The sequence below is a fragment of the Gemmobacter lanyuensis genome (assembly GCF_014652355.1).
GTDB lineage: Bacteria > Pseudomonadota > Alphaproteobacteria > Rhodobacterales > Rhodobacteraceae > Gemmobacter > Gemmobacter lanyuensis.
This window is the reverse complement of record NZ_BMYQ01000003.1, coordinates 77,603-103,924: the sequence shown is the minus strand read 5'-3', so window position 1 is coordinate 103,924 and position 26,322 is coordinate 77,603. Positions and strand designations below refer to the sequence as shown.

Sequence of the window (26,322 nt, the reverse complement as noted above, 5' to 3'; positions counted from 1 at the left end):
CTGGGGATAAGGTCAGGCATCTGCAACCTCTGACGGAAATGAGCGGATCATGACCTTCCTGCGCCCTGCCACCCCTGCCCTTCTTCTGCTGTTTGCGGCGGCCTGTTCGCCGCAGACCATGGCGGACAATGTCACCGACCGCGCGGCCCGTTCGGTCGTGGTTCCGGTGATGCAGAACTACATGCCCGCCCCCCAGGCCGAAGCCGCGGCGGATTGCGTGCTCTCCAATGCCTCGATCGAGGAACGCCGGGCGCTGGCCCGCGACTTGGGGGTGCGCGCCGGGACGCTGACGGTGCAGAATGTCGTGACCATCGTGCAACGCCCCGGCACCGGGGCCTGCATGCGCGCGCGCGGCATCGGTCCGCTTGGGGGCTGACCATGAAATCCGCCGCCGCCCTGTTTGCGCTTTCCGGCCTTCTGGCGCTGACCGCCTGTGGCCCCGTCAGCCGCGACTCTGCCGAGCGCACCTGTTTCGAACGGGCGCGGCTTGCCGTGCATCCGCGCGGCGAGGTGGGGCTGGGCATGACCAGCGCCGGGCGGACGGCCAGTAAATTCGAGATCGAGATCTCGTCCGACTATATCCAGGGTCGTGACCCTTCCGCGGTTTACGATTCTTGCGTCTATCAGAAATCCGGGCAGCTGCCGTCGCAGCCGCTCTACTCCCGTTCAGATTGGAAAGGCTAGCCAATGGTCCAGCTCACCCTGCCCAAGAACTCCAAGGTCCGCACCGGCAAGACCTGGCCCAAGCCCGAGGGCAAGAACGTCCGCAAGTTCCAGATCTACCGCTGGAACCCCGATGACGGCGAAAACCCGCGGGTCGATACCTATTTCATCGATATGGACAAGTGCGGCCCGATGGTTCTGGACGCACTGATCAAGATCAAGAATGAAATCGATCCGACGCTGACCTTCCGCCGGTCCTGCCGCGAAGGCATCTGCGGCAGCTGCGCGATGAACATCGACGGCATCAACACGCTGGCCTGCATCTATGGTCTGGATGAGATCAAGGGCGACGTCCGCATCTATCCGCTGCCGCATATGCCGGTCATCAAGGACCTGATCCCGGATCTGACGCATTTCTATGCCCAGCATGCCTCGATCATGCCCTGGCTGGAAACCAAGACCAATCGCCCCGCCAAGGAATGGCGCCAGTCGATCGATGATCGCAAGAAGCTCGACGGGCTTTATGAATGCGTGATGTGCGCCAGCTGCTCGACCTCCTGCCCCAGCTACTGGTGGAATGGCGACAAATACCTCGGCCCGGCCGCGCTGCTCCATGCCTATCGCTGGATCATCGACAGCCGCGATGAGGCCACGGGTGAGCGTCTGGACAACCTTGAAGACCCCTTCAAGCTCTATCGCTGCCACACGATCATGAACTGCGCCAAGACCTGCCCCAAGGGTCTGAACCCGGCCAAGGCGATTGCCGAAATCAAGAAGATGATGCTGGAACGCGCGATCTGATCGCAGCATCCGGCCCTGCCAGCACCCGCGCCCCAACCGGCGCGGGTGTTTGCATGTCAGCCCTTGGCGCCACCACGGCGGCGCAGCTTGCGCGCCTCTTGCCAGCGCAGGCCGATATAGGTCATGCCCCCCAAAAGCGCGGCCGCCACCCCGAAGGCGCCATAGGCAACGGGCCAGGGGATTCCATCGGTCATCATGGTGAATTCCGACATCCCCCCCATCCCGGCCAGAATATTGACCGGCATGAAGACCACGCTCAGCACCGTCAGCTGCGACACGCGCTGGTTCTGGTTGATGTTGATGAAGCCGATGGTCGCATCCATCAGGAAGTTGATCTTGTCGAAGAGAAAGGCGGTGTGGCTGTTCAGGCTCTCGATGTTGCGCAAGACCTGCTTGGCGGTCGTGACCTGATCCTTGTCCAACACCCGCGCCTGCATCAGAAAGGCCAGGGCGCGCTGGCTGTCCATGATATTGGCGCGGATGCGGCCGTTCAGATCCTCTTCCTCGGCAATATCGGCCAGAACGCTCGCTGCTTCCTTGTCGGTCATTGTCTCGCTCAGCACATGACGGCCGACCCGGCTCAGCGTCTTGTAGATATCCTCCAGCGAATCGGCCGAATATTCGACATCCGCGCCATAAAGGTTCAGCAGCAGGTCATGGGCATTGCCCGCGTGGCCCGGCAGCGCCGCAACCCGCCGCCGCTGCAACCGAAAGACGGGAAGCTCTTCGTTCCGCAGCGAAAACAGCACCCCGTCCTTCAGGACAAAGGCCACCGGCACGCTGCGCGCATCCCCCCCCACCCGGTCGAGCAGGAAGTTCGAATGCAGATGGATCGCCCCGCTCTCCTCCAGCTGAAAGCGCGAGGAGACCTCCAGATCCGTCTCCTCGCCCGGATCGGGCAGCGGCACGCCGAAATGCTCGCCCACATAGGCGCGCTCGGCGGGCGTTGCCCGCACCAGATCGATCCAGACCGGCACCAGCCCCTGCAAATCCCGGCGCGAGGTGATGGGCCGCTGCCGGATACGCCCCCCCTCCAGCTCGAAGGCATTGATACGATTCTCCTGCCCCCGCAGCGCCCGCACCCCCAAAAGCTCCTCCCGCCGCGCGTCCGAGACCTCCCAAACCACATCGCTTGCACGCGATTCGGGCACGCGCTGCCACAAAAGTTGCGCCTCCTCCGCTGGCAGCCCCTCCAGCAGGGACGCAATCTCGGATACCGGCATTCGCGCCAGAAATGCCTCCAGCTCGGCCAGATGCTGGCGCTGCACCACCGCCTCGACCAGCGCCTGCCGGTCGTCCGAAGCCGGGGAGCTCTGGCTGCGCACCATCCCCTCGATCATTTTCTGTTTGCGCAGCAGCTCATGGATCGAGTCGAGGTGCATCACATTCCCCCACCATTCCCGACGGGTTTGACAGTTTCGCCGCGCCCGGGCAAGCATCCCCGTACCCCGCCCACGCAAGGCCCGACCGATGCTCCTGCTGCTCCCCCTGCTCGCCCTCGCGGTGCTGCTCTACCTCTGGCTCTCGCGCCGCGGCTCCACCCTGACACGTCAGTGCCTCTGGCGGCAGAATCGCGCCCGCGGGCTCTGGCGCTGCGCCGCCTGTGGCGCCGAAACTCCTGATGCAGGACGCCCGCCCCGTCATTGCCTGCGCAAATCCTGATCCATTTTCTGTCCCAAAATATCCCGGGGTGAATTGGGCCGCAGGCCCAAGAGGGGCAGCGCCCCTCCCCCGTTGACCTTCCCGCGCCCCCGCCCCAGTCTGGCAAAAAATCCAACAGGAAGGCCCAGATGAAGCCCACGCAGCCCGAACATGCCGCCCCCGCCGATGCGGCAGCCCGCCACGCGATCGCGCCGGTGATCTGCTATCCGGTCGAAACGCTCCCGCGTGCCGATCTTGCCGCCCTGCGCGCCGCCCGGACCGGCTGGGAAAAGATCTCCGAAACCCGCGTTCCCCCGCGTGACGGACGTTGTTTCGAGGTGCCCGCCGGCCATTTCTTCCGCATCACCAGCATCGAAGGCCCGCAGGTCGGCGATCTCAACCTCTGGAACGCCCACGACCTGTCGGAACGCTTCTATTCCGGCAAGACGCGCGCACTGCATGGCACGCATCTCTCCACCGGCGATCAGCTCTGGACCTCGCATCCCAACCTGCGGCCCATGGCCACCATCACCGAGGATACGCTGGATTGGTACGGGTTCGATACCTTCGGCGGTGCGGTCCATGACGTGATCGGCACGCGTTGCGATCCATATACCCACCACCTGCTCAGCCACGGGCATCACTATCATGCCTGCTGCCATTCCAACCTCACGCGGGCCCTGGCCGATGCGCGCGGGCTTAGCCTGACGGCGGCCGAGGCAGTGGTGCATGACGTGCTCAATGTCTTCATGTGCACGGGCTTCACCCGCGATACGGGGCAGTATTTCATGAAGGCCAGCCCCGTCCGCCCCGGCGATTACCTCGAATTCTTCGCCGAGATCGACCTCCTCGGCGGGCTCAGCGCCTGCCCCGGCGGGGATTGTTCCTCGGAACATTCCTCCGACAAGGTCACCTGCCACCCGCTACTGGTGGAGGTCTTCCGCCCGAAAGCCCCGCCCGCAGGCTGGTCCAGCCCCGCGCGCAACGGCTATGACCAGACCCACGGGCGCTGATCAGCAGTAGCGCTCCACCCCCAAAAGCTGGTGATCGCCGTAGCGGTCGCCAGCGGCGAAACCTGCGGGCAGCACCGCCTCGATGGCGGCGACATCATCGGGCGTCAGGGCGAAGGCCGGGGCCTGCAGCCAGTCGCGCAGATGGGCCGCGCTGCGGGTACCGGGGATGGGGTGGATATGGTCCCCGCCCCGCATGACCCAGGCGAGCGCCGCGGCCGGAACGCTCCACCCCCGTTCGGCGCAAAGCTGGCGAAACCCCGCGATCCGATCGAGATTCCGGGCAAAATTCGGCGCCAGGAAGCGGGGATTGGCCGCGCGGAACCCGTCCTGCACCTGCTCCACCCCAAGCGGCACAGTGCCCAGCATCCCGCGCGCCAATGGTGAAAAGGCCACGAAAGCCACCCCCAGCCGCGCACATTCCTGCACCAGACCCAGTTCCGGCTGCCGCGACCAGAGCGAATATTCGTTCTGCACCGCGCGGCAGGGATGCAACGCATGGGCCGCGCGCAGCGTTTCCGGCGCGATTTCGGACAGGCCATAGCCGCCGATCTTCCCCTCGCGCTCCAGATCGGCCAGCGTGCTGATCACCTCTTCCAGCGGACGGTCCGCCTCGCGCCGGTGGACGTAGAACAGTTCCACATGGTCACGCCCCAGACGGCGCAGCGAGGCCTCAAGCTCTTGTCGCAGATGGGCGGCGGAATTGTCGATCACCCGCGGCGGGCCGTTGATGATGCTGGCCTTGGTCGCGATCACCACATCCGGGCGGCGGCTGGCCAGCCAACGGCCGATGACCTGTTCCGACACCCCCATGCCGTAGATATTGGCCGTATCCACAAAGGTGATGCCCGCCTCATACATGGCATCCAGACAGGCAAGGCTTTCGGCCTCGGAGGTCGCACCGAAGACCCCGCCAAAGGACATGGCCCCGAACCCCAGCGCCGAAACCCGCGGCCCGCCGGGCCAGAGCGTGCGATACCGCATGATGATCCAACCCCCGGTGTCAGGCGAAGGCAGCGGTCAGCGCGATTTCGACCATATCGCCAAAGCTGCGTTCCCGGTCTTCGGCGGGCAGCGCCTCGTGCGTCAGCAGATGGTCGGAAATCGTCAGCACTGCCAGCGCGCGGCGGCGATAGCGGGCCGCAAGCATGTAAAGCTCGGCCGCCTCCATCTCGACGGCCAGCACGCCATGCCGTTGCAGCGCCTCGTTCAGATCAGGACGTTCGTCATAGAAGGTATCCGAAGAATAGATCCCGCCAACATGCAGCCCGATCCCGCGCGCGGCGGCAATTGCCTGCCCCGCCTCATGCGCGGCGCGCAGCAGGCCGAAATCGGGCGTGGGGGCAAAGTTCATTTCGCGGAACATCAGACGCGAGGGCGACCCTGCGGTGCTGGCCGCCATGGCCAGAACCACGTCGCGCACCTTGACCTGCGGCTGCATCCCCCCCGCCGATCCGATGCGGATCAGCGTCTGCGCCCCGTAATCGCGGATCAATTCGTTGGCATAGACCGACAGCGAGGGCATGCCCATGCCACTGCCCTGGATCGTCACGCGATGGCCGCGCCAGGTGCCGGTATAGCCCAGCATCCCGCGCACCTCATTCACCAGCACGGCATCCTGCAGAAAGGTTTGCGCCGCCCATCGCGCGCGGTAGGGATCGCCCGGCAAAAGCACGGTTTCGGCAATTTCGCCGGACTTGGCACCAATGTGAAAGGTCATCGCTGTCTCCTGTTTGCGGTCAGGCTAGCTGCGCCTGCCGCAACAGGAAAGACACCTCAGCGCGCGGCCTGCGCCTTCAGCGCGGCACGGGCGGCATATTCGGCGGCGTTGGGGCAAAAGCCGCAATCGGCCGGGCGTGCCTGATCTGCATGGGCCAGTGTTTCGCTGCAGGCCCGGCGCGCGCCGCAATGGCCACAGTTACGCAGCAGATCGAGATAGGCTTCATGTTCGGCGCGCAACTCGGCCTCGGTCAGGCCGAAGATTTCGGCCATGGCGGCCAGACGGCGCGGCGAATCGACGGGCATCTGGACGAAATCGATCACCTCGGCGCGGCTCAGACCGATGTCACTCAGGTCGCGCTCGCTCAGGGCTTCGATTTCTTTCAGGCTGCGCCAGCGGGCAAAGACGGATTGCAGACGTTCACGCATGGGTGCCTCCGGGATCATCATGCTGCGTTTCTGACCCAAGGCCTACGCCTTTCCCCGAGCCGTCCGTTTGATCCGGATCAAGTGCCGCGACAGGCCCGAGGCAGAAATGACGAAATTTCGTCAGACCTTTCCCGAGGGATCAGAAATGGATCAAGCGGCAGATCGGGCCGGGCACCAGGCAGCGCTTGCAGATTTCCCGCAGATCCAGCGACGTCGCCAGATCGTTTTGCAACTCTTGCACGGGGATGCTGAAACAGGCGGCCATTGCCCAGATCTGTGCATCCGTCATTTCGCGATCACAGGATGACGGTTCGGGCGCTGCATGGTCTTTTTGCAGGTCCGAACGCGGCTCATCCGCCATGTCTTGACCCTGCACCGCCCATTGAAAGAACCCCATCGCACGTCTCCTGCTGTCCCCGGACAAATCAGATGCCACAGATCAATCTTATTCAAATTGATCGAAATCAATTCTGCTCATTCTGAGAGTTTAACGGCAGTGCGATGTGGCCATTTTACCGTTAGCGCAATCAACTGGCGAGATGTCGCAACCCTTGGGTGACATCGGTACGCACCGCAAGACGCAGCGCCGGTTCGTCGCCTGCGCGCAGGGCAGCCAGGATCATCCGGTGATGTTGCGGGGGTTCATTCCGCCGCAAACGGGAATAAAGCGCCCGCATCGTCGGCCCAAGTTGCAGCCAGACCGTTTCCAGCATGGCCAACATCGCGGGCGCCTGCGCCCGCAGATAGAGGGTGCGGTGAAATTCAAGATTGGTGCGGACATAGCCGACCGAATCCTGCCGCGCGACACATTCGGCATTGGCCGCATTGATGGCCGCCAGACGATCGATCAGGGCGAAATGGGCCCGTGGCAGCGCGCGGGCGGCCAGTTCAGGCTCGAGCAGGGCGCGAATCGCCGCGAGCTCTTCTATGCGATCCGCTGAAAGCTCGGGCGTGGCGACCCGCCCGGAGGATGACAGCGTCAGCGCCCCCTCAGCCACCAGACGGCGCACCGCTTCGCGCGCGGGCGTCATCGACACGCCGAATTGCTTGCCCAGGCCCCGCAGCGTCAGCGCCTGCCCCGGTGCCAGCTCGCCATGCATGACCTGCGCCCGCAGGGCACGGTAGAGGCGCTCATGCGCGGAAGGATCTGGGCTGCGGCTTTGCATGGGGGCAGCGAAACACCCGCAGCGCGGGGCGGTCAAGAGGGGTCGGTGCCGGGGCTGTCAAAGCGGATCGCATGAAGGCGGTTGCCTTCGGTCTTCAACCAGCGGCGATGCGCCTCATAGCCGGGCATCAGGCGGCGAACTTCCTCCCAGAAGGCGGGGGAATGGTTCATCTGCGCCAGATGCGCCACTTCATGCGCGCAGACGTAGTCCAGCACGGCAGGTGGGGCCATGATCAGCCGCCAGGAATACATCAGCCGCCCGTCATGGGTGCAGCTGCCCCAGCGCGACCGCGTGTCCCGCAGGGTGAGGCTGCGATAGCCCCGCCCGATCTGGCGGGAATAGCGATCCGAGGCCTGCGCCAACCGGTCGCGCGCCCGCGCCTTGAGAAAGGCCCCCACCCGCGCCGGCAGCTGCGCCGAACCCCCCGGCACCTGCAGCGATTCGTCAGTCAGCCGCAGCACCCGCCCCGTGGCAGGCTCCAACCGGATCATCCGGCCCTCATAAGGCAGCAGCGCGCCAAAGCCCAAAGGCTGACCCTGCGGCACCGCGGCCAGCGCGCGGCGCAACCAATCTTCCTGCGCGCGGACAAAGGCCAGGGCCTCGGCCTCGCGCGCGCGCAGCGGCAGCGAGAGGGTAACACGACCGTCAAGCCGCGAGACTCGCAAGGAAAACCGCCGCGTCCGGGCCGACCGGCGCAGGGTGATCTCGATCGGGGGGTGGGAAGGGTCGGTCGGGGGCAGAAGGGGCATTGGCAGCTCATGCAGGTCTATGTCACCATAGGGCCATTCCGGCGCCCCGCAAAGGTTGCAAAAGGTTTTGACAGCGGGGGCGCTTTGTGGCATCGGCCAAGTTTCGCTGGCCAAGCCAGCCCGAATTCCGGCCTGACTGTCTGGCCATTTTCAAGGGAACCACCATGCCCAAGGAAGAATGGGGTACGAAGCGTATCTGCCCGACGACCGGCAAACGCTTTTACGACCTGAACAAGACCCCGATCGTCAGCCCCTACACCGGCGAGATCGTGGATATCGAGACCGCCCGCCGCAAGATGGCTGCGGCCGTGATCTCGCGCGGGACGCCGGACAAGGACGAAGATGTCCTCGTGGACGATCTGGATACCGAAGACGATCTGCTGGCGGCCGGCGTTGCCGACGACACCGAGCTGGATGATGATCTGCTCGAGGATGACGCCGACGACAACGTCTCGCTCGACGAGCTGGCCGATGTGGCCGGCGACGAAGAAGACGTCTGATCAAGAAATCGTCGCGCGGGGGTGAATTTTCCTCTTGCACCCCCCCGCGGCATTTCATAGATACCCGGCATCGAAACGATGATGTGACAGCCGACGCGACCCATTGCAGAAGCCAAGCAAAATCAGGACGATACCCCGGTGGGGTCATAGCTCAGATGGGAGAGCGCTTGAATGGCATTCAAGAGGTCGGGAGTTCGATCCTCCCTGGCTCCACCAAATCATCCTTCCCAAGGATCGTGAAAAAGACCCGCGCGATGCGCGGGTTTTTTCATTTAGGCCCGTTGGTTTCGCCCTGCCCCGCCCGCAAAAACTTTGCGCGAAATCGCAGCACGGACTGCATTCTGCCCTTGCCGAGCGTCAGGCCATCCCGTAAACACCCGGCATCGACTCGGCGCCCGGCGAACCCAAGACCCGGCAAAACGGCCAGTTGATCCCGGTGGGGTCATAGCTCAGATGGGAGAGCGCTTGAATGGCATTCAAGAGGTCGGGAGTTCGATCCTCCCTGGCTCCACCAAACACTCTCTCGCAGACCCGGTGCGCCATGCCCTTCAGGGCATGACTTCGAATTTATCGACATCGACCATGCCGTGGTCGGTGATCTTCAGATGCGGAATCACCGGCAGGGCCAGGAAGGCCAGTTGCAGGAACGGCTCTTCCAGCACCACGCCCAGCGACCGCGCGGCAGCCCGCAGGGCCGCCAGATCATCGCGCACCTCCTCAAAGGGCTTCAGGCTCATCAGGCCGGCGACCGGCAGGGCGAGTTCGGCCAGCACCTTGCCCCCCTGCACCACGACAAAGCCGCCCTCGATCTCGCCCAGGCGGTTCGCGGCCAGCGCCATATCGGCGTAATCCACACCCACCACGGCGATGTTGTGGTGATCATGGCAAACGGTCGAGGCGATGGCCCCCGCTTGCAGGCCAAAGCCCTGCACAAAGCCTGTGGCGCGATTGCCGTTCTTGCCATGGCGTTCGATGACGGCGATCTTGACCAGATCGCGGGTCAGATCGGGGCGCTTGTCGCCGCCTTCAGGCGCGATATCGAAGGTCAGATGCTGGGTGATGATCTTGCCGGGCAGGATGCCGATGACCGGGGTTTCCGTGCGGTTGCCGCCGGTACGGAAATCGCCGGGTTCGATCCGGGGCGCCTTGACCGAATGGCGCGCGACGGGCGGAATGATCTTGCGGGCGGCAAAAGCCGTATCCCCGGCCCGCACGCCACCGGCAAAGACCATCTCGGGGTGGCAGCTTTCCAGATCGGGCAGCACGACGATATCGGCGCGTTTGCCCGGCGCGATCAGCCCGCGGTCTTTCAGACCGAAGGCCTCGGCCGCAGACAGGCTTGCTGCGCGATAAACGGCAAGCGGTGGGCACCCCAGCGCAATGGCGGTGCGGATCAGATAATCCAGATGTCCGTGTTCGGCGATGTCGAGCGGATTGCGGTCATCGGTGCAAAAGCTGCAATAGGGCGCGCTGCGTTCGGTCAGGATCGGCGCCAGCGCGTGCAGATCTTTTGAGACCGAGCCTTCACGGATCAGAACCCGCATCCCCTTGCGCAGCTTTTCCAGCGCCTCGGCGGCCGTCGTCGCCTCATGTTCGGTGCGGATGCCTGCGGCGATATAGCCGTTCAGGTCGCGCCCGGAGAGCAGCGGGGCATGGCCGTCGATATGGCGGCCGCGGAAGGCCTCAAGCTTGGCCATGCAACCGGGGTCCTGCCAGAGAACGCCGGGGAAGTTCATGAATTCGGCCAGACCGATGACGCGGGGATGGTCCTTCAGCGGCGCCAGATCCGCCGCATCCAGCTCTGCCCCCGCAGTTTCCATATGGGTCGAGGGCACGCAGGACGACAGCTGCACCCGAATATCCATCACCGTTTCGGCCGAGGCGTCGAGGAAATAGTGGATCCCCTCAAGCCCGCAGACATTGGCAATCTCATGCGGGTCGCAGATCGCGGTGGTCACGCCATGGGGGGTGACGCAGCGGTCAAATTCATAGGGGGTGACGAGGGAGCTTTCGATGTGCAGATGCGTGTCGATAAAGCCGGGGACAAGGATCTTGCCCGTCACATCAATGATCTCCCGCCCCTCATAACTGTCGAAGACGCCGACGATGACACCGCCGCAGATCGCCACATCACCCGGGATCAGCGCGCCGGTGATCAGATCGAAGACCCGGCCACCCCGCAGCACCAGATCGGCAGGAACCTGCCCCCGCCCTTGCGAGATCAGATCGGACAGCGGCGGCAGGGTCATGGCGGTATCTCCGGTTTTCCTCCAGTCAAACCGATGTGAGGGGGCAGGGGCAAGCCGTTTCGGGCTTGCGATGCCCGGCGCGGGGTGCAACCCATTGGATAGCGCGGAAAGGACCCCCCATGAACAGCCCAACCCCGCCCCGGCGCCCCCTGTGGGGGATCGCGATGAAGGTGATGTCGGTTCTGGTTTTCTTCGTGATGTCGAGCCTGATCAAAGCCACCGCCGAGCGGATTCCGGCGGGCGAGGCCGTGTTCTTCCGGTCGTTCTTTGCCATTCCGGTGATCATGGTCTGGCTTTGGTGGCGGTCCGAGTTGCGGACGGGGTTTGGCACCTCGAACCCGATGGGGCATGTCTGGCGCGGGGTGATGGGCACCTGTGCGATGGGCCTCGGCTTTGCGGGGCTGGGCTTTCTGCCCCTGCCCGAGGTCACCGCCATCGGCTATGCCGCGCCGCTGCTGACCGTGATTTTCGCGGCGATGTTCCTGAATGAGGAGGTGCGGGCCTTTCGCATCACGGCGGTGGTGCTGGGTCTGATCGGGGTGATGATCGTGCTGGCGCCGCGGCTGACCATCACCGGGGATGCGGGCCATACCGAAGCGCTGGGAGCGCTTCTGGTGCTGGGCGGGGCGGTCTTTGCCGCGCTGGCGCAGGTCTTCGTCCGCAAGTTGGTGGCTACGGAACGCACGCCCGCCATCGTCTTCTGGTTTTCGCTGACGGCGACCTGCCTGTCGCTGACCACCCTGCCCTTCGGCTGGGTCTGGCCCACGCCGGGGGTGGCGGCGCTTCTGGTCTGTGCGGGGCTTTTGGGTGGGCTGGGGCAGATCCTGCTGACGTCGAGCTATCGCGAGGCGGATGCCTCGCTCGTGGCGCCGTTCGACTATGCCTCGATGCTTTTTGCACTGCTGATCGGCTATGGCGTTTTTGGCGAGGTGCCGACGCGGATGATGCTGGCCGGGGCGGCGCTGATCATCACGGCGGGCATCCTGATCATCTGGCGCGAGCGGCAACTGGGCCTGAAGCGCGACCGCCAGCGCAAGGCGATGACGCCGTGACGGGAGGGGCGCTGCCCCTCTTGCGCCCAAGGGCGCAATTCACCCCGGGATATTTTCAGACAGAAAATGGGAGCGGTCAGCCGCGCAGATGCGCCTGCAGGCTGAGGAGATCAGCCCAGGTTTCGCGTTTGGCGATGGGATTGCGGAGGAGATAGGCCGGGTGGAGCATGGGCAGCACAGGTTTGCCCCAGGCCTGAGTCCAGCCGCCGCGCAGGCGGGTGATGCCGCGTTGGCGCAGCACAGCCTGTGCAGGGGTATTGCCCATGACCACGATCAGGTCGGGGTCGGCCAGTTCCACATGGCGCTGGAGGAAGGGGACCATCATGGCCATTTCCTCGGGCGTGGGTTCGCGGTTTGAGGGTGGCCGCCAGGGCATGACATTGGTGATGTAGAGCGCGCGGGTGGCATCGGGGCTTTGGCGCGCAAGGCCGATGGCGGCGAACATCCGGTCAAGCAGCTGGCCCGCGCGCCCCACGAAGGGCAGGCCCTGCTGGTCTTCGTCACGGCCCGGTGCTTCGCCGACGATCATCACGCGGGCAGCGGGATTGCCATCGGCAAAGACCGTGTTGCGGGCGCCGCGGCGCAGGTCACAATGCGGGAAATCGGCGATGGCCTGGCGCAATGCATCGAGCGTGGTGGCGCGGCTGGCCGCGGTTTGCGCCACGGCGACGGGGTCGATTTTCGGGACGGGCGGCGGGGGTTCGGCGACGGACCGGGTGGCGACTTGCGGAGGAGCGGACTGCGTGCGGAGGGCTGTGTCGCGGGGGGCCGCGGCGTCCCGTTCGGCCAAGGCGTAGCGATCAACCGGGTCATCGCCCACGGGGTCAAGCGCGCCCAGTTCCTGCAACCATTGCAGGGCCGCATGCGAGGCGTGCCAATCGGACAGAATTTCGGTGTCGATTCCCATGCGGCCGACCCTAAGCCGCCGGACCGGGCGGGGCAACCGCATGGTGCCGCGCCGCGGGATCTTGCCGCATGGGCGGGCCATGCCTATAAGCGGGCGCAACTGGCCGCGCAGCCTGCAGCGGCGCCTCTTTCCGCTGTCGAGAAAGGCTTGTCATGTCCTTCCGCGCCCGTCACCTGCTTGGCATCGAACATCTGGCGCCGGATGAAATCCGGGCGGTGCTGGATCTGGCCGAACGCTATGTCGATCTGAACCGCCGCACGGTCAAAAGCTCGGACGCGCTGTCGGGCATGACGCAGATCAACATGTTCTTCGAGAATTCCACCCGCACGCAGGCCAGTTTCGAGCTGGCCGGCAAGCGGCTGGGGGCTGATGTGATGAACATGTCGGTCGCGCAGTCGAGCGTGAAGAAGGGCGAGACGCTGATTGACACCGCGCTCACGCTCAATGCGATGCACCCTGACCTGCTGGTGGTGCGCCACCCCAATTCCGGCGCGGTGAACCTTTTGGCCAGCAAGGTGAATTGCGCCGTGCTGAATGCGGGCGACGGGCGGCATGAACATCCGACGCAGGCCTTGCTGGATGCGCTGACGATCCGCCGCGCCAAGGGGCGGCTCCAGCGGCTGACCGTGGCGATCTGCGGCGATATCGCCCATAGCCGGGTGGCGCGGTCGAACCTGATCCTTCTGGGCAAGATGGAGAACCGCATCCGCCTGATCGGGCCGCCGACGCTGATGCCTTCGGGCGTGGGCGAATTTGGCTGCGAGGTCTATGACGAAATGAAAGAGGGGCTGAAAGGCGCCGATGTCGTGATGATGCTGCGCCTTCAGAAGGAACGCATGGATGGCGGCTTCATCCCGTCCGAGCGTGAATATTATCACCGCTATGGCCTCGATGCGGAAATGCTGGCCTATGCCAGCCCCGAGGCCATCGTCATGCACCCCGGCCCGATGAACCGCGGGGTCGAGATCGACGGCGAGATCGCCGATGACATCAACCGCTCGGTCATTCAGGATCAGGTCGAGATGGGCGTGGCCGTCCGCATGGCCTGCATGGATCTGCTGGCGCGCAATCTGAGGGCCGAGCGGGGCGCAAAGGCCGTGGGGACCCTGGTGTGACCCAGATCACGCGCGACAGTCTGCTGAACGGCCCCCTGCCCCTTGCCGAGGGCGAGGTGCTGCTGGCGAGCTTTCGCGCGGATCGCACGGCCTATGTCCGGGCGCAGCTGATCCTGTCGGTCGTGTTCGGCACGGTGGCGGGGGTGGTGCTGGTGGTGATGCAGAACCCGCACCCCTGGGTGGGTCCGCTGGCCGCCCTGCTGGCCATGGGTGCGCGGGCGGCTTTCCTCGCCTCCGAGGCGCTGGCGGCGGAATGGCGGCTGACGGACCGGCGGCTTCTTGGCCCCTCGGGGCAGGCCATTGCCCGGGCCGATCTGACCCGGGCGCAGCGCCTGTTTGGGGATGTCGTCCTTATCACCCGCAACGGGGAAAAGCACCTGATGAAGTATATGGCCGATGCCGATGCGGTGCTGGACACGCTTGGCCAGGTTACCGGGGCGCGGAGCGCATGATCGGCCCTGCGGAGCGCATCCTCTGGCAGGGGCGGCCCGGCGGCAATGCCCGGCCCGATGTCTCGCGCCCCGGTCAGATCGTGATCGGCGCGGGTTTCGTGGCCGTGTCACTGTTCTGGATGGATCAGGCGATGGCGCGCGGGCCGATCTGGCTGGCGGGTCTGCCGTTTCTGGCCATCGGGCTGCGGCTGGTCCTTTGGCGGGTTTGGGGGCCGCGTCTGCGGGCGAAGATGGCGCATTACACGCTGACCGACCGCCGCGCGCTGACGGAACTGCGCTGGCCGCTGGTAGGGTCACGCTGGCAGGCGGTCGAGATCGGCCCCGCCACCATGGTCGAGCCCTCGGGCGATCCCATGACGCTGACCCTGCAGAATCGCAGCGCCCCGCCCCTTCTGTTTGAACGCCTTGATGAGGGCCCCGAAGTTCTGGCGCTGATCCGCCAGATTCAGCGCGCCCGTGCCGGAGACCCCGCATGACCCCCGATCCCGACCGCAAGCCCACCCGCGAAGAGATGCGCGCCACCGGCATGGTCGCCGTGGCCGTGCTGGTGTTTCTGGCGGTCTTCACCCTCGGCTTCGTGGCGTTCAGCTGACGCCATGCCTGCTTTCCATCGCGCCGTCGCGCCCCTTCTGACCCGTGAGGCCCCATGACCCTGCATTTCACCCATGCGCGCCTGATTGATCCGCAGACCGGCACCGATGCCCTCGGGTCGCTGACGGTTGAGGGCGGCCTGATCCTGGCGATCAACGCCCCCGCCCCTGCCGGTGCCGAAGTCGTGGATTGCGGCGGCAAATGCCTTGCCCCCGGCATCGTCGATCTGGGGGTGAAGATCGGCGAACCCGGCGAACGTCACCGTGAAAGCTTTCGTTCCGCCGGACTTGCGGCGGCGGCGGGCGGCGTGACCACGATCATCGCCCGCCCCGACACCCACCCCGCCATCGACACGCCCGAAACGCTCGAATTCGTGACGCGCCGCGCGGCCGAAGCAAGCCCCGTCCGCATCCGTCACATGGCCGCCCTGACCAAGGGCCGTGCCGGGAAGGAAATGACCGAGATCGGCTTTCTCCTTGATGCCGGGGCCATCGCCTTCACCGATGCCGAGGCTGTCTCGACCGATACCAAGGCGCTCTCGCGTGCCTTCAGCTATGCCCGCAGCCTTGGCGCATTGATCATCGGCCATCCACAGGAACCGGGCCTCTCCAAAGGCGCGGCCGTCACCTCGGGCAAATTCGCCTCGCTGCGCGGCCTGCCGGGCGTGCATCCGATGGCCGAACGGATGGGGTTTGACCGCGACATGGCGCTCGTGGAAATGACGGGCGTGCGCTATCACGCCGATCAAGTCACCAGCGCCCGCACCCTGCCCGCACTGGAACGCGCCCGCAAGAACGGGCTGACGGTCACGGCAGGCGTCTCGATCCACCACCTCACGCTCAATGAAATCGACGTGGGCGATTACCGCACCTTCTTCAAGATGACCCCCCCGCTGAGGTCCGAGGAAGACCGCCTCGCCATGGTCGAGGCCGTGGCCAACGGGCTGATCGACGTGATCTGCTCGATGCACACCCCGGCCGATGAGGAAAGCAAACGCCTGCCCTATGAAGAGGCCGCCCCCGGCGCCGTGGGGCTCGAAACCCTGCTGCCCGCCGCGATGCGCCTGTATCATGCAGGCCACCTGACCCTACCGGAACTCTGGCGCGCCCTCTCGCTCAACCCCGCGGATCTCCTGGGCCTGCCGCAGGGCCGCCTTGCCCCCGGCGCACCTGCCGATCTCGTGCTGTTCGACCCCGACGCGCCCTTCGTGCTGGACCGGTTCACCCTGCGCTCCAAGTCCAAGAACACCCCCTTTGACGGCAGCCGCATGGAAGGTAAGGTTCTGGCCACCTATGTGGGCGGCGCCCGCGTCTTCACCGCCGGAGAGAGCTGATGCCCCCGATCACCACCGACCTGACAACGCTGCTTCTGGTGGCGCTGCTCTCCTATCTGGCAGGCTCCATCCCCTTCGGCGTGGTGATCACCCGCCTTCTCGGCCTCGGTAATCTGCGGGATATCGGCTCCGGCAATATCGGCGCCACCAATGTGCTGCGGACCGGGAACAAGGGCGCGGCCCTCGCGACGCTGCTTCTGGATGCAGGCAAGGGCGGCATCGCCGTCCTCCTGGCCCGTGCCCTGACCGGCGCCGAAGATGCCGCCCAACTCGCGGCTCTGGCCTCCTTCATCGGCCATCTCTTCCCGGTCTGGCTCGGCTTCCGCGGTGGCAAGGGCGTGGCCACGTTCCTCGGCACCGCCCTCGCCCTCGCCTGGCCCGTGGGCCTCGCCTGCTGCCTGACCTGGCTCGCCACCGCCAAGATCAGCAAGATCTCCTCGCTCTCGGCCCTCGTCGCCACGCTCTCGGCGGCACTCTGGATGTGGCTCTTCGGCCATCCCGCCATGATCGCGCTCGGCCTCCTTCTGGCCGCCCTCGTCTGGTGGCGCCACGCGGCCAATCTCCAGCGGCTTCTGGCCGGCACCGAACCCCGCATCGGTCAAAAATAAAGGGAAGGCCCCGCGGCCTCCCCTTCCCATTTTCTGTCCCGAAATATCCTCGGGGGTGAATTGCCGCAGGCAAGAGGGGGCAGACAGCCCCCTGTCTTCTTACAGCTTCGCCGCCTCATAGATCGGCGCAAGACTGCCCTTCCATTCCCCCTGATAGGCGGCCAACAGTCGGTCGGCCTGCGTGCGCCCTTCCTCAAGGTTCGCAACCAGCGGCGCCAGCAGACGTTCCTCGCCCAGCCCCCGCGCGGCCAGACCGGCATGCGACAGCCCCACCGCCGCCCGCGCCAGATCGAGGATCTTCACCCCGCCCGCCTGCCCCGCAAGACCCGAAACCGAGGCCGCAACCCGCAGCTCTTCCCGCGTGGCGGCATCGAGCCCCTTCACCAGATCCCAGGCCGCATCCAGCGCCGCCTGATCATACATCAGCCCCACCCAGAACGTCGGCAGCGCGACCACATGGGCCTGATCGCCCATGTCGGCGCCCCGCATCTCGATGTATTTCTTGACCCGCGCCTCAGGGAAAACCGTGGTCATGTGATCGGCCCAATCGCTCAGCGTGGGCTTTTCGCCGGGCAACGCGGGCAGCTCGCCCTTCAGGAAATCGCGGAAGCTCTGCCCCAGCGCATTGATGTAGTGCCCGTCGCGGTAGACGAAATACATCGGCACATCCAGCACCCAGTCGACATAGCGCTGAAAGCCCATCCCCTCTTCGAATGCAAAGGGCAGCATGCCGGTGCGGCTGGCATCAAGGTCGCGCCAGATGCGCGACCGCCAGCTGCGATGGCCATTGGGTTTGCCCTCAAAGAAGGGGGAAGAGGCAAACAGCGCCGTTGCCACCGGCTGCAGCGCCAGCGCCACGCGCAGTTTCTTGACCATGTCCGCTTCCGAGGCATAGTCGAGGTTCACCTGCACCGTGCAGGTGCGATACATCATCTGCGTGCCATGGGTGCCGACGCGCCCCATATAGTCAGTCATCAGGCGGTAGCGGCCCTTGGGCATGACCGGCATGGTGCCATGCGACCATTCCGGCGCGGCACCCACGCCCAGAAAGCCCACGCCCCAGCCTTCGGTGACGGCCCGCACTTCGTCCAGATGGTTCTGCAGCTCGGCCGCAGTTTCATGCAGGCTGGCCAGCGGCGCGCCCGAAAGCTCGAACTGGCCACCCGGTTCCAGGCTGATATTGGCGCCCTTGCGCGACAGGCCGATGATCTTGTCCTGCTCCAGCACCGGGGCCCAGCCGAAACGGGCCGCCAGACCCTCCAGCAGCGCCTTGATCGACCGCGCGCCGTCATAGGGCAGCGGGGCGTGTTCGGGGATCAGGAAGCCGAATTTCTCATGCTCGGTGCCGATGCGCCAGTCTTCGCGGGGCTTGTTGCCCTGCTCCATCATCTCGGCCAGCTGCGAGAAGGACTCGATGGGACCGCCGCCGCTTTGGGGGATGGACATGGAAAGCTCCGTGCTGCCGTAAGGTCGGGCGTCAACAGGTGGCGCGGGTCACGGCGCAAGTCAAGGCGTGGCGATACGGTTTGCCCGCGTCGGATGCCGCCAGATCACGGGGCCAAGGGAATCCTCGCCAGAAACGACATTTTTCTCCAAGGCCGCGACAAGGGCATCGCTGCCCAAGCCCGGAAGGCTGGCGAAGGCATCAAAAAGCTGGTCGGCCCCCTGGGCGTCGGCCGGGATCAGCAGCGCCTGCCCGTCCATCTGTTTCAGCCGCCAGAATCGGGCGCCCCCGCGCGACAGAAGCCGCAGTTCCGCCAGTTCGCGCAGGGAAACATAGCCGCCGCCCATCGGCCCCAGATAGCCCACCTGCCCTTCATCAACCTCGACCAGGCCAGGCCCGGTCGCGGGGCGGGCAAAGCGCAGGCGGCGCAGGGCCAGCAGGGCAAGACCCAGCCCCAGCGCAATGACCGCAGCCCCGACAGGCACCAGCAGATAGCCCCCCAGCCGCAAGAACCACAGGCCAAGCGCCACAACCCCCAGCGAGACGAACAGGTCGCGCGCCTGCCACAGCCGCGCGCGGGCGTCGGGGCGGATCATGCCCAGTCCCCCAAGACGCTCTGCCAAAGGGTCAGCGCGGCCACAGCGGCCGTTTCCGCCCGCAGGATGCGCGGCCCGAGGCTCGCCTGCAGCACCTGCGGCAGGGCCGCCAGACGCGCGCGCTCGTCCTCGGAAAAGCCGCCCTCCGGGCCGATCAGGATTGCCCAGGGTTGGCCGCGCCCCTCGGTCGACAGGGCCGTGGCCAGACCGGCCTTCGCCTCATTGCACCAAAGGATGCGCCGGTCGGCGGGCCACTGCGCCAGAAGGCGGTCAAGGGGTGTGATCTCGGCCACCTCGGGCACAAGGGTCGCGCCGCATTGTTCGGCGGCTTCGCGTGCATTGGCCTGCAGACGGTCACGGTTCAGACGGTCGGAATTGGTGAAACGGGTCTGCACCGGGCAAAGCCGCGCCACCCCCAGTTCAACCGCCTTTTCCACGATATAGGTGGTCTCGGCCTTCTTCACCGGCGCAAACAGCAACCAGACGTCGGGCGGCGCCTGCAAGGGCCGGGTCTGGCTGCGACAGATCAGCACGCCGCGCCGCTTGGCCGCGTCCACGACCTCGGCCAGCCATTCGCCATCGCGCCCGTTGAACAGCATGATGCTGTCCCCCTTCTCTTTCCGCATGACGGCAAAGAGATAGAGCGCCTGATCCTCGTTCAGCGGAACGGATTGCCCCTCGGACAAGGGGTGGTCTACATAGAGCCTGATTTTTGCATCTGCCATGATGGGGCAAAGCTATGTCCGACCGCGCCGAAACGCCAGAGCCCGCAGCACAGGTTGCAGATGCCCCGGCCGACAACTGGGTGGACCGTTACGCCCCGCCCGCAACCCGGCCCTACCTGCGCCTGTCGCGGGCCGATCGGCCGATCGGCACATGGCTTTTGCTGATCCCCTGCTGGTGGGGCCTTGCCTTGGCCATTACCGCCAATCCCGACGGGGCTGGGTGGTTCGACCTCTGGATCGCGGTGGGCTGCGCGCTGGGGGCCTTTGTCATGCGGGGGGCGGGCTGCACCTGGAACGACATCACCGACCGCAAGTTCGACGCGCAGGTCGCGCGGACCAAGTCGCGCCCGCTGCCGTCCGGGCAGGTGACGGTCACGCAGGCGCTGGTCTGGATGGGGGTGCAATGTCTGATCGGGGCGCTGATCCTTCTGACCTTCACGCCGCTGGCCATCGGATTGGGGGTGGGGTCGCTGGTGCTGGTGGCGATCTATCCCTTTGCCAAACGCTTTACCTGGTGGCCGCAGGCCTTTCTGGGGCTGGCATTCAACTGGGGCGTGCTGGTCGCCTGGGCGGCGCATGACGGCACGCTGGGCCTGTCGCCGGTGCTGCTCTGGCTTGCCGGAATCGCCTGGACGCTGTTCTACGACACGATCTACGCCCATCAGGACAAAGAGGACGACGCCCTGATCGGGGTCAAATCGACCGCCCGCCTGTTCGGGGATGAAGAAAGCCCGCAATGGCTGCGCCGGTTCCTGATTGCGGCCGTACTGCTGGCGGGAGGCGCGGTGATCGTGGCGCTGATCGGGGGCCTCGCGCTGCCAATGGTGGTGGCGCTGGCCGGGGTCTGGGCCTTTGGCTGGCATCTGCACTGGCAGATGGGGCGGCTGGATACCACGGATACCGGGATCTGCCTGCGGCTCTTCCGGTCAAACCGCGATGCGGGGCTGATCCTTGCGCTGTTTCTTGCCGGTGCGGCATTGGTTTGATTGATCCGCGCGGCCCGGCACCGTAAGGAAACCGGGTGTTACCGGCAACAAAGGCCAATCGATGCGAATCCCACCTTCCCTGCTTACCACGACTGTCTTTGTCGGCGCGGGGCTGGTGGCCATCGTCACCGCCTGGACGGGCGTGATGGTGATCGAGAACCGGTCCGAGGCCGCCGTCCGCTCGGTCCTGCTGACCGAGGGGATGACCTGGACCGATGTCCGCGCCTCGGGGTTGCAGGTGCGGCTGAATGGCACCGCCCCGAATGAGGCCGCGCGCTTTCGGGCGATCAACCTAGCCGGCACCGTAGTCGATGCCGCCCGCGTGCGCGACCGGATGGATGTGACCCCGGTCCGCGCCATTGAGGCGCCCCGCTTTTCGGTCGAGATGCTGCGCAACACCGATGGGATTTCGGTGATCGGCCTGCTGCCCGCGACGCCCCGCACCGATGCCACGGCCCCCGCCCCCGAAGAGGCCGATGCCGTGCTGGGGGCCGAAATCGCCAGCATTGCGGGCGACCTGCCTGTATCCGACATGCTGGAAACCGCCGCTTTCCCCGCGCCGGAAACCTGGGATGCCGCGCTGGGCTTCGGGACCGCGGCGCTGAAACTTCTCCCGCGCTCCAAAATCTCGGTCGCAGCCGACAAGGTGACCATCACCGCCATTTCCGACAGCGACGCCCAGAAACGTCGGCTGGAATCCGAACTTGCAGAGCTGCGCCCCGAGGGGCTGGATGTCAGCATTTCGATTTCGGCCCCGCGCCCGGTGCTGACGCCCTTCACCTTCCGCTTCCTCAAAGATGCCGAAGGGGCGCGTTTTGACGCCTGCTCGGCCGATACCGATCGCGCGCGGGAGCGCATCATCACGGCCGGCACGGCGGCGGGCATCAAGGGATCGGTCGTCTGCACCGTGGGTCTTGGCGTGCCGACCCCCAGTTGGGCCGATGCCGTCACCGCGGGCATCACCGCCGTGACCGATCTGGGCGCAGGCTCGATCACCTTCTCGGATGCCGATGTCACGCTTTTGGCCGATCCGGGCACGCCGCAGGCCACATTCGACCGCGTCGTGGGGGACTTGCAGGCCGCGCTGCCGCAGGTGTTTTCGCTGAAATCGACGCTGCCGCCCAAGGCCGACGGCGCCTTGGCAGGTCCGGCGGAGTTCACCGCCGCACTGGCGGAAACTGGCAAGGTGGAACTGCGGGGGCGCCTGACCGATGATCTGCTGAAGGCGGCCGTCGATTCCTACGCCAAGGCGCGGTTCGGCGCCGATCAGGTTTACACCGCGACGCGGTTTGATGATGCCCTTCCGGATGGCTGGCCCGTCCGCGTACTGGCGGGGCTTGAGGCGCTGGCGATCCTGCATCATGGCAATCTGGTCGTGCGCGCCGATACGGTCGAGGTGTCGGGCGTGACCGGGCGTCAGGACGGCCGCGCGCGCGTGGCGCAGATCCTGTCGGACAAGCTGGGCCAGGGAAAACCCTTCAAGGTTTCGGTCACCTATGATGAGGCCTTCGATCCCTTCGCGGCCCTGCCCTCGCCGCAGGAATGTGCCGTGCAGCTGAATGGCGTACTGGCCAAGACCAAGATCAGCTTTGCCCCGAATTCTGCCGAAATCGCGGCCGAAGCCGAAGGCACCATGGTCGCCCTGACCGATATCCTGAAGAACTGTCCCGCGCTGAAGCTGGAAATCGCAGGCCATACCGACGCGCAAGGATCGACCGAGGGCAACCTCGCGCTCAGCCAGGCGCGGGCCGAGGCGGTGCTTCTGTCGCTGCAAGGACGCGGCGCGCCGGTCGCGGGCATCATCGCCAAGGGCTATGGTGAGGGGCTTCCCATCGCGGACAATGGCACCGAAGAGGGCCGCGAAGCGAACCGCCGCATCGAATTTACCCTGCTGGATGCCCCGGCCCCTGCCGCAACCGCACCCGTGGCCGAAGGCACGGCCCCTGCGGACGCGGCGCCGCCCACCGCCGAGGACAGCTGGCCCTCGCTTGCGCCGACCGAAATCACCGTCCGCCCGAAGCCCCGCCCCGCCCGCGACTGACCCGCCCCTTCGCCCAACAGGACCTGTCTGATGAACCGCAACGAATTTGTCATCGCCACGGCCATCGTGCTGCTTCTGGCCTTTACGCTGGGCTGGTTCGTGCAACTGGTGATCCAGCGGTTCCGCCGGGTTTCAGCCGCCGATATGGGCGAGCTGGAGAAGCTTGCACAAGCGCTGCATGACGCGGAAGAAAGCCGCGATCAGGCGGTGATGTTCTTGGAACAGCGTGAACAGGAACTTTCGAACCAGCTGTCGCAGACCGAGGCCGAACTGCGCGCGGCGATGGAAGGCCTGCGCGACGCCCGGCAAGAGGCCGAGGAAATGCGCGCCTATATCGAACGCATGCACGCCAATTCCTGAGCCCGGCATTTGATCAAAACAGGGCTTTTTGCGACACGCGCTGCCGCAGGGGAACTGGACAGCCGAAGGTGTGCATGGTTCTGCTAGGCCAACCGCATAAGGAGGCCCAGCCATGCTTGATTCCGTCACCGACCTTCGGTCGCTTCTGAAAGACCCCTCGCTTCTGGCCACCAAGGCCTATGTCGCGGGCGAATGGATCGACGCGGATGACGGCTCGGTCTTTGAGGTCACGAACCCCGCCCGCGGTGATGTGATCTGCACGGTGCCGAACCTTGGCCGCGCCGAAACCGCCCGCGCCATTGCCGCCGCCCAAGCGGCGATGAAGGACTGGGCCGCCCGCACTGGCAAGGAACGCAGCCAGATCCTGCGCAAGTGGTTCGACCTGATGATGGCCAATCAGGATGATCTGGGCGCGATCCTGACCGCCGAGATGGGAAAGCCCCTGGCCGAGGCCAAGGGCGAAATCGCCTATGGGGCCAGCTTCATCGAATGGTTCGGCGAAGAGGCCAAGCGCGTCTATGGCGAAACCGTCCCCGGCCATATGCGTGACAAGCGCATCACCGTGCTGAAACAACCCATCGGCGTGGTCGGCTCGATCACCCCCTGGAACTTCCCCAACGCGATGATCACCCGCAAATGCGGCCCGGCGCTTGCGGTGGGCTGCGGCTTTGTTGCCCGTCCGGCGGCAGAAACGCCGCTGTCGGCGCTGGCGCTGGCGGTGCTGGGGGAACGCGCGGGCCTGCCCAAGGGGATCTTCTCGGTCATCACCTCGAAACGGTCGTCGGACATCGGCAAGGAATTCTGCGAAAACCCGGTGGTGCGGAAGCTGACTTTCACCGGTTCGACCGAAGTGGGGCGCATCCTGCTGCGTCAGGCCGCCGATCAGGTGATGAAATGCTCGATGGAACTGGGCGGCAACGCCCCCTTCATCGTCTTTGATGACGCCGATCTGGATGCCGCGGTTGACGGGGCGATGGCCTCGAAATTCCGTAACAACGGTCAGACCTGTGTCTGCGCGAACCGCATCTATGTGCAGGCGGGCGTCTATGACGCCTTCGCCGCCAAACTTGCGGCGGCCGTGGCCAAGCTGAACGTGGGCGACGGGCTGAAGGCCGGCGTCACCACCGGCCCGCTGATCAACATGGGCGCGGTCGAGAAGGTCGAGGAACATATCAGCGACGCGCTTGGCAAGGGGGCCACGATCATTACCGGCGGCAAGCGGCATGATCTGGGCGGCAGCTTCTTCCAGCCGACGGTCGTCGCCAATGTGACCGATGAGATGCTGGTCACCAACGAAGAAACCTTCGGCCCGCTGGCCCCCCTCTTCCGCTTTGAAACCGAGGAAGAGGTGATCGAAAAGGCCAATGCCACGATCTTCGGCCTCGCGTCCTACTTCTACGCCCGCGACATCGGCCGCATCACCCGCGTGCAGGAAGGGCTGGAATATGGCATCGTGGGCGTGAACACGGGCATCATCTCGACCGAGGTCGCGCCCTTTGGCGGCGTCAAGCAATCGGGTCTTGGTCGTGAGGGCAGCCGCCACGGGATGGAGGATTACCTCGAAATGAAATATGTCTGCCTGAGCATCTGAGGCTGGGGTCTTGGAAGAGAACAAGGGGCGCCACCCGGCGCCCCTTTTTGCGTCGTGCAAAGGCGCAAATCCGCGGCGCGGCCGATTGGCGACATAATCTGTCGGTCTCGGCAGGTCTTGCCGCCACATCTGGCCTAAAGTCAGCGCAATTTCGCGCCGCACTTGCCGTGCCGCAGCCAGAAGGCCCTGCCCCGATGACCGTGCATCCCCCCGCCCTGACCTTTCGCCGCCTGCCGCAGGGGGTGGTTGCCATTCTGGCCTCGGTCTTCGGGATGGCGCTGGCCGATGCGATCTTCAAACATGCCAGCGCGGACATGTCGCTGTGGCAGATCTGGGTCATGCGGTCGGCAATGGTGCTGCCGGTCATGTTCATCATGTCGCGCGGGCGGGTCTGGCATCCGGCGGCCGGTGCCATCGCACTGCGCAGCCTCGCGCTGATCGGGATGTATCTGGCGATGTATCCCGCCCTGCCCTTCATCGATATGTCGCTGGCGGGCGCCGCCTTCTATACCGCGCCCCTGTTCATCGCGGGACTGTCGGCTTTGGTGCTGGGCAACCGCATCACGCGCGGCCACTGGCTTGCGATCCTGACCGGCTTTGTGGGGTTGCTGGTCATTGTGCGGCCCTTTGCGGCAAGTTTCACGCCGGTCGTCTTCCTGCCGGTCACTGCGGCGGCCTTCTATGCCTGCGCGGCAATCCTGACGCGCGCACGCTGCCATCAGATTGCGCCGGTGGTGCTGGGGTTCTGGCTGAACGTGGCCTTCCTTCTGACCGGCGGGCTGGCCTTGGCATGGCTGTCGCTGGGCCTGCCGCGGCCTGCCGTCGATTTCCCGTTTCTGCTGGCAACGTGGCGGCCGCTCTTGCCCGAAGATTGGCGCAATATCGCGCTGCTCGCGGTGCTGATCCTGGGCGTCGCCATCGGGGTGGCCAAGGCCTATCAGTCGCCCCAACCCGAGGTGATTGCCACGTTTGACTATTGCTACATGATCTTCGCGATTTTCTGGGGCTATGTCTTCTTCCGCGAGGTGCCCGATCTTTGGACGCTGGTGGGCATGTCGCTGATCGCGGCCGGGGGGCTTGCGGTCTTGGCGGCGGATGCGGCCGCGCGCAGGGCTTGAGGTGATCTCACATCCGGGAAGAAGTTTTCGGACATTGCCTTGTTCGGTCGCCGCGGGCTTGCTGGCGCGCAGGGGCAGCAGCCTGCCCCACCGAGGGAGACAAGGATGATCTATACCGGCGCCTGCCACTGCGGCGAGGTTCGTTTCATGGTTGAAGGCACGATCAGCGGCGTGATGGATTGCAACTGCTCCATCTGCCGCAAGACGGGGTTCCTGCATTGGCTGGTCGAGCCGCATCAGCTTTCGCTACAGAAGGGGGAAGGCAGGCTTCAGGCCTATCTCTGGGGCACGGGCATCGCAAAGCACCTGTTCTGCCCGGTCTGCGGCGTGGCACCGCTGCGCCGACCAAGAATGCGGCCCGAATCCTTCAGTGTGAATGTGCGTTGTCTTGATGGCGTCGATCTGGCGGCGCTGGAGATTGAGGCCTGCGACGGTGAGGCGCTGCCCCAGCCATCTGCCTGCCGCTGAAAGGATTG

The 26,322-nt window shown here is 65.6% G+C and carries 29 protein-coding genes and 2 tRNA genes; 19 read left to right on the top strand and 12 right to left on the bottom strand.

Going from position 1 to position 26,322, the window contains the following annotated elements:
• Positions 1-49: 49 nt before the first annotated feature.
• The 3 genes from IE101_RS07565 to IE101_RS07555 are packed head-to-tail and all read left to right on the top strand — an operon-like array spanning position 50 to position 1,464.
• Positions 50-376, top strand: a complete 327-nt coding sequence (locus IE101_RS07565) for a hypothetical protein (protein ID WP_189633222.1) — start codon at positions 50-52, stop codon at positions 374-376.
• A gap of 2 nt (positions 377-378) precedes the next feature.
• Complete coding sequence (locus IE101_RS07560; RefSeq protein ID WP_189633221.1) at positions 379-684, top strand: hypothetical protein; 306 nt, start codon at positions 379-381, stop codon at positions 682-684.
• Positions 685-687: 3 nt separating this feature from the next.
• Positions 688-1,464 (top strand): succinate dehydrogenase iron-sulfur subunit, encoded by a 777-nt coding sequence (locus IE101_RS07555; protein ID WP_189633220.1) that lies wholly within the window; start codon positions 688-690, stop codon positions 1,462-1,464.
• Between the two features lie 56 nt (positions 1,465-1,520).
• Here the strand turns inward: IE101_RS07555 and IE101_RS07550 are convergent, their stop codons facing one another.
• Complete coding sequence (locus tag IE101_RS07550; protein WP_189633219.1) at positions 1,521-2,846, bottom strand: CorA family divalent cation transporter; 1,326 nt, start codon at positions 2,844-2,846, stop codon at positions 1,521-1,523.
• A 408-nt stretch (positions 2,847-3,254) separates the two neighbouring features.
• Between IE101_RS07550 and IE101_RS07545 the strand changes: the two genes are divergently transcribed.
• Complete coding sequence (locus IE101_RS07545) at positions 3,255-4,118, top strand: urea carboxylase-associated family protein (protein ID WP_189633218.1); 864 nt, start codon at positions 3,255-3,257, stop codon at positions 4,116-4,118.
• Here IE101_RS07545 and IE101_RS07540 read toward each other — a convergent pair whose 3' ends face one another.
• The 6 genes from IE101_RS07540 to IE101_RS07515 all read right to left on the bottom strand — a co-directional run bounded on the left by IE101_RS07540 (position 4,119) and on the right by IE101_RS07515 (position 8,178).
• Positions 4,119-5,099, bottom strand: coding sequence for an aldo/keto reductase (locus IE101_RS07540; RefSeq protein ID WP_189633217.1), 981 nt, complete (start codon positions 5,097-5,099; stop codon positions 4,119-4,121).
• A 19-nt stretch (positions 5,100-5,118) separates the two neighbouring features.
• Complete coding sequence (deoD, locus tag IE101_RS07535) at positions 5,119-5,835, bottom strand: purine-nucleoside phosphorylase (RefSeq protein ID WP_189633216.1); 717 nt, start codon at positions 5,833-5,835, stop codon at positions 5,119-5,121.
• Between the two features lie 56 nt (positions 5,836-5,891).
• Positions 5,892-6,263, bottom strand: a complete 372-nt coding sequence (locus IE101_RS07530) for a YjiS-like domain-containing protein (protein WP_189633215.1) — start codon at positions 6,261-6,263, stop codon at positions 5,892-5,894.
• 139 nt (positions 6,264-6,402) lie between these two features.
• Entirely contained in the window at positions 6,403-6,660 is a 258-nt protein-coding gene (locus tag IE101_RS07525) for a hypothetical protein (RefSeq protein ID WP_189633214.1), read from the bottom strand.
• 130 nt (positions 6,661-6,790) lie between these two features.
• A complete protein-coding gene (locus tag IE101_RS07520; RefSeq protein WP_189633213.1) occupies positions 6,791-7,429 on the bottom strand; it encodes a GntR family transcriptional regulator in 639 nt (212 codons plus the stop codon).
• A gap of 32 nt (positions 7,430-7,461) precedes the next feature.
• Positions 7,462-8,178 (bottom strand): M48 family metallopeptidase, encoded by a 717-nt coding sequence (locus IE101_RS07515; RefSeq protein WP_189633212.1) that lies wholly within the window; start codon positions 8,176-8,178, stop codon positions 7,462-7,464.
• A gap of 164 nt (positions 8,179-8,342) precedes the next feature.
• Here IE101_RS07515 and IE101_RS07510 point away from each other — a divergent pair, with 164 nt between their 5' ends.
• The 3 genes from IE101_RS07510 to IE101_RS07500 all read left to right on the top strand — a co-directional run bounded on the left by IE101_RS07510 (position 8,343) and on the right by IE101_RS07500 (position 9,192).
• A complete protein-coding gene (locus tag IE101_RS07510; protein ID WP_189633211.1) occupies positions 8,343-8,678 on the top strand; it encodes a TIGR02300 family protein in 336 nt (111 codons plus the stop codon).
• A gap of 140 nt (positions 8,679-8,818) precedes the next feature.
• Positions 8,819-8,894, top strand: a tRNA-Ala gene (locus IE101_RS07505).
• A gap of 222 nt (positions 8,895-9,116) precedes the next feature.
• Positions 9,117-9,192 (top strand) — tRNA-Ala (locus tag IE101_RS07500).
• Between the two features lie 34 nt (positions 9,193-9,226).
• Here the strand turns inward: IE101_RS07500 and ade are convergent.
• Positions 9,227-10,927 (bottom strand): adenine deaminase, encoded by a 1,701-nt coding sequence (ade, locus tag IE101_RS07495; RefSeq protein ID WP_189633210.1) that lies wholly within the window; start codon positions 10,925-10,927, stop codon positions 9,227-9,229.
• Between the two features lie 119 nt (positions 10,928-11,046).
• On the opposite strand from ade, the gene IE101_RS07490 reads away from it, so the two are divergent.
• Positions 11,047-11,979, top strand: a complete 933-nt coding sequence (locus IE101_RS07490; RefSeq protein WP_189633209.1) for a DMT family transporter — start codon at positions 11,047-11,049, stop codon at positions 11,977-11,979.
• Positions 11,980-12,055: 76 nt separating this feature from the next.
• Here the strand turns inward: IE101_RS07490 and IE101_RS07485 are convergent, their stop codons facing one another.
• On the bottom strand, positions 12,056-12,886 hold the full coding sequence (locus IE101_RS07485) for a uracil-DNA glycosylase (protein WP_189633208.1): 831 nt from the start codon (positions 12,884-12,886) through the stop codon (positions 12,056-12,058).
• A gap of 152 nt (positions 12,887-13,038) precedes the next feature.
• Here IE101_RS07485 and IE101_RS07480 point away from each other — a divergent pair, with 152 nt between their 5' ends.
• The 5 genes from IE101_RS07480 to plsY all read left to right on the top strand — a co-directional run bounded on the left by IE101_RS07480 (position 13,039) and on the right by plsY (position 16,985).
• Positions 13,039-14,001, top strand: coding sequence for an aspartate carbamoyltransferase catalytic subunit (locus tag IE101_RS07480; protein ID WP_189633207.1), 963 nt, complete (start codon positions 13,039-13,041; stop codon positions 13,999-14,001).
• Positions 13,998-14,453: a hypothetical protein gene (locus tag IE101_RS07475; protein ID WP_189633206.1), complete on the top strand. Its 456-nt coding sequence runs from the start codon at positions 13,998-14,000 to the stop codon at positions 14,451-14,453. The genes IE101_RS07480 and IE101_RS07475 overlap by 4 nt, the downstream gene beginning before the upstream one ends.
• On the top strand, positions 14,450-14,929 hold the full coding sequence (locus tag IE101_RS07470; RefSeq protein WP_189633205.1) for a hypothetical protein: 480 nt from the start codon (positions 14,450-14,452) through the stop codon (positions 14,927-14,929). Before IE101_RS07475 ends, IE101_RS07470 begins: the two co-directional genes overlap by 4 nt.
• A 170-nt stretch (positions 14,930-15,099) precedes the next feature.
• Positions 15,100-16,377: a dihydroorotase gene (pyrC, locus tag IE101_RS07465; protein ID WP_189633204.1), complete on the top strand. Its 1,278-nt coding sequence runs from the start codon at positions 15,100-15,102 to the stop codon at positions 16,375-16,377.
• Entirely contained in the window at positions 16,377-16,985 is a 609-nt protein-coding gene (plsY, locus tag IE101_RS07460) for a glycerol-3-phosphate 1-O-acyltransferase PlsY (protein WP_189633203.1), read from the top strand. The genes pyrC and plsY overlap by 1 nt, the downstream gene beginning before the upstream one ends.
• A gap of 99 nt (positions 16,986-17,084) precedes the next feature.
• Here plsY and IE101_RS07455 read toward each other — a convergent pair whose 3' ends face one another.
• Genes IE101_RS07455 through IE101_RS07445 form a run of 3 tightly spaced genes read right to left on the bottom strand, consistent with a single transcriptional unit; the run spans position 17,085 to position 19,750 of the window.
• Positions 17,085-18,431 carry a glutamate--cysteine ligase gene (locus IE101_RS07455; protein ID WP_189633202.1) on the bottom strand — a complete coding sequence of 449 codons (1,347 nt, stop codon included), beginning with the start codon at positions 18,429-18,431 and terminating at the stop codon, positions 17,085-17,087.
• Between the two features lie 60 nt (positions 18,432-18,491).
• Positions 18,492-19,025, bottom strand: a complete 534-nt coding sequence (locus tag IE101_RS07450; RefSeq protein ID WP_189633201.1) for a hypothetical protein — start codon at positions 19,023-19,025, stop codon at positions 18,492-18,494.
• Complete coding sequence (locus IE101_RS07445) at positions 19,022-19,750, bottom strand: 16S rRNA (uracil(1498)-N(3))-methyltransferase (RefSeq protein WP_189633200.1); 729 nt, start codon at positions 19,748-19,750, stop codon at positions 19,022-19,024. The genes IE101_RS07450 and IE101_RS07445 overlap by 4 nt, the downstream gene beginning before the upstream one ends.
• Before the next feature lie 14 nt (positions 19,751-19,764).
• Here IE101_RS07445 and ubiA point away from each other — a divergent pair, with 14 nt between their 5' ends.
• The 6 genes from ubiA to IE101_RS07415 all read left to right on the top strand — a co-directional run bounded on the left by ubiA (position 19,765) and on the right by IE101_RS07415 (position 26,314).
• Positions 19,765-20,736 (top strand): 4-hydroxybenzoate octaprenyltransferase, encoded by a 972-nt coding sequence (gene ubiA / locus IE101_RS07440; protein WP_189633199.1) that lies wholly within the window; start codon positions 19,765-19,767, stop codon positions 20,734-20,736.
• Positions 20,737-20,797: 61 nt separating this feature from the next.
• Positions 20,798-22,777, top strand: coding sequence for an OmpA family protein (locus IE101_RS07435; protein ID WP_189633198.1), 1,980 nt, complete (start codon positions 20,798-20,800; stop codon positions 22,775-22,777).
• 30 nt (positions 22,778-22,807) lie between these two features.
• Positions 22,808-23,137: a hypothetical protein gene (locus IE101_RS07430; protein ID WP_189633197.1), complete on the top strand. Its 330-nt coding sequence runs from the start codon at positions 22,808-22,810 to the stop codon at positions 23,135-23,137.
• A 112-nt stretch (positions 23,138-23,249) separates the two neighbouring features.
• Entirely contained in the window at positions 23,250-24,728 is a 1,479-nt protein-coding gene (locus IE101_RS07425; protein WP_189633196.1) for an NAD-dependent succinate-semialdehyde dehydrogenase, read from the top strand.
• A gap of 194 nt (positions 24,729-24,922) precedes the next feature.
• Positions 24,923-25,846 carry a DMT family transporter gene (locus IE101_RS07420; protein ID WP_189633195.1) on the top strand — a complete coding sequence of 308 codons (924 nt, stop codon included), beginning with the start codon at positions 24,923-24,925 and terminating at the stop codon, positions 25,844-25,846.
• A 105-nt stretch (positions 25,847-25,951) separates the two neighbouring features.
• Positions 25,952-26,314 (top strand): GFA family protein, encoded by a 363-nt coding sequence (locus tag IE101_RS07415; RefSeq protein WP_189633194.1) that lies wholly within the window; start codon positions 25,952-25,954, stop codon positions 26,312-26,314.
• Positions 26,315-26,322 lie beyond the last annotated feature (8 nt).

Coding starts and splice junctions, on each gene's coding strand:
- IE101_RS07540 (WP_189633217.1), bottom strand. CDS start 5,099: ATGCGGTATCGCACGCTCTGGCCCGGCGGGCCGCGGGTTTCGGCGCTG.
- ade (WP_189633210.1), bottom strand. CDS start 10,927: ATGACCCTGCCGCCGCTGTCCGATCTGATCTCGCAAGGGCGGGGGCAG.
- IE101_RS07545 (WP_189633218.1), top strand. CDS start 3,255: ATGAAGCCCACGCAGCCCGAACATGCCGCCCCCGCCGATGCGGCAGCC.
- IE101_RS07490 (WP_189633209.1), top strand. CDS start 11,047: ATGAACAGCCCAACCCCGCCCCGGCGCCCCCTGTGGGGGATCGCGATG.
- IE101_RS07520 (WP_189633213.1), bottom strand. CDS start 7,429: ATGCAAAGCCGCAGCCCAGATCCTTCCGCGCATGAGCGCCTCTACCGT.
- IE101_RS07420 (WP_189633195.1), top strand. CDS start 24,923: ATGACCGTGCATCCCCCCGCCCTGACCTTTCGCCGCCTGCCGCAGGGG.
- IE101_RS07530 (WP_189633215.1), bottom strand. CDS start 6,263: ATGCGTGAACGTCTGCAATCCGTCTTTGCCCGCTGGCGCAGCCTGAAA.
- IE101_RS07480 (WP_189633207.1), top strand. CDS start 13,039: ATGTCCTTCCGCGCCCGTCACCTGCTTGGCATCGAACATCTGGCGCCG.
- IE101_RS07550 (WP_189633219.1), bottom strand. CDS start 2,846: ATGCACCTCGACTCGATCCATGAGCTGCTGCGCAAACAGAAAATGATC.
- IE101_RS07425 (WP_189633196.1), top strand. CDS start 23,250: ATGCTTGATTCCGTCACCGACCTTCGGTCGCTTCTGAAAGACCCCTCG.
- plsY (WP_189633203.1), top strand. CDS start 16,377: ATGCCCCCGATCACCACCGACCTGACAACGCTGCTTCTGGTGGCGCTG.
- IE101_RS07415 (WP_189633194.1), top strand. CDS start 25,952: ATGATCTATACCGGCGCCTGCCACTGCGGCGAGGTTCGTTTCATGGTT.
- IE101_RS07435 (WP_189633198.1), top strand. CDS start 20,798: ATGCGAATCCCACCTTCCCTGCTTACCACGACTGTCTTTGTCGGCGCG.
- IE101_RS07485 (WP_189633208.1), bottom strand. CDS start 12,886: ATGGGAATCGACACCGAAATTCTGTCCGATTGGCACGCCTCGCATGCG.
- ubiA (WP_189633199.1), top strand. CDS start 19,765: ATGTCCGACCGCGCCGAAACGCCAGAGCCCGCAGCACAGGTTGCAGAT.
- deoD (WP_189633216.1), bottom strand. CDS start 5,835: ATGACCTTTCACATTGGTGCCAAGTCCGGCGAAATTGCCGAAACCGTG.
- IE101_RS07560 (WP_189633221.1), top strand. CDS start 379: ATGAAATCCGCCGCCGCCCTGTTTGCGCTTTCCGGCCTTCTGGCGCTG.
- IE101_RS07555 (WP_189633220.1), top strand. CDS start 688: ATGGTCCAGCTCACCCTGCCCAAGAACTCCAAGGTCCGCACCGGCAAG.
- IE101_RS07515 (WP_189633212.1), bottom strand. CDS start 8,178: ATGCCCCTTCTGCCCCCGACCGACCCTTCCCACCCCCCGATCGAGATC.
- IE101_RS07470 (WP_189633205.1), top strand. CDS start 14,450: ATGATCGGCCCTGCGGAGCGCATCCTCTGGCAGGGGCGGCCCGGCGGC.
- IE101_RS07565 (WP_189633222.1), top strand. CDS start 50: ATGACCTTCCTGCGCCCTGCCACCCCTGCCCTTCTTCTGCTGTTTGCG.
- IE101_RS07450 (WP_189633201.1), bottom strand. CDS start 19,025: ATGATCCGCCCCGACGCCCGCGCGCGGCTGTGGCAGGCGCGCGACCTG.
- IE101_RS07510 (WP_189633211.1), top strand. CDS start 8,343: ATGCCCAAGGAAGAATGGGGTACGAAGCGTATCTGCCCGACGACCGGC.
- IE101_RS07525 (WP_189633214.1), bottom strand. CDS start 6,660: ATGGGGTTCTTTCAATGGGCGGTGCAGGGTCAAGACATGGCGGATGAG.
- pyrC (WP_189633204.1), top strand. CDS start 15,100: ATGACCCTGCATTTCACCCATGCGCGCCTGATTGATCCGCAGACCGGC.
- IE101_RS07455 (WP_189633202.1), bottom strand. CDS start 18,431: ATGTCCATCCCCCAAAGCGGCGGCGGTCCCATCGAGTCCTTCTCGCAG.
- IE101_RS07445 (WP_189633200.1), bottom strand. CDS start 19,750: ATGGCAGATGCAAAAATCAGGCTCTATGTAGACCACCCCTTGTCCGAG.
- IE101_RS07430 (WP_189633197.1), top strand. CDS start 22,808: ATGAACCGCAACGAATTTGTCATCGCCACGGCCATCGTGCTGCTTCTG.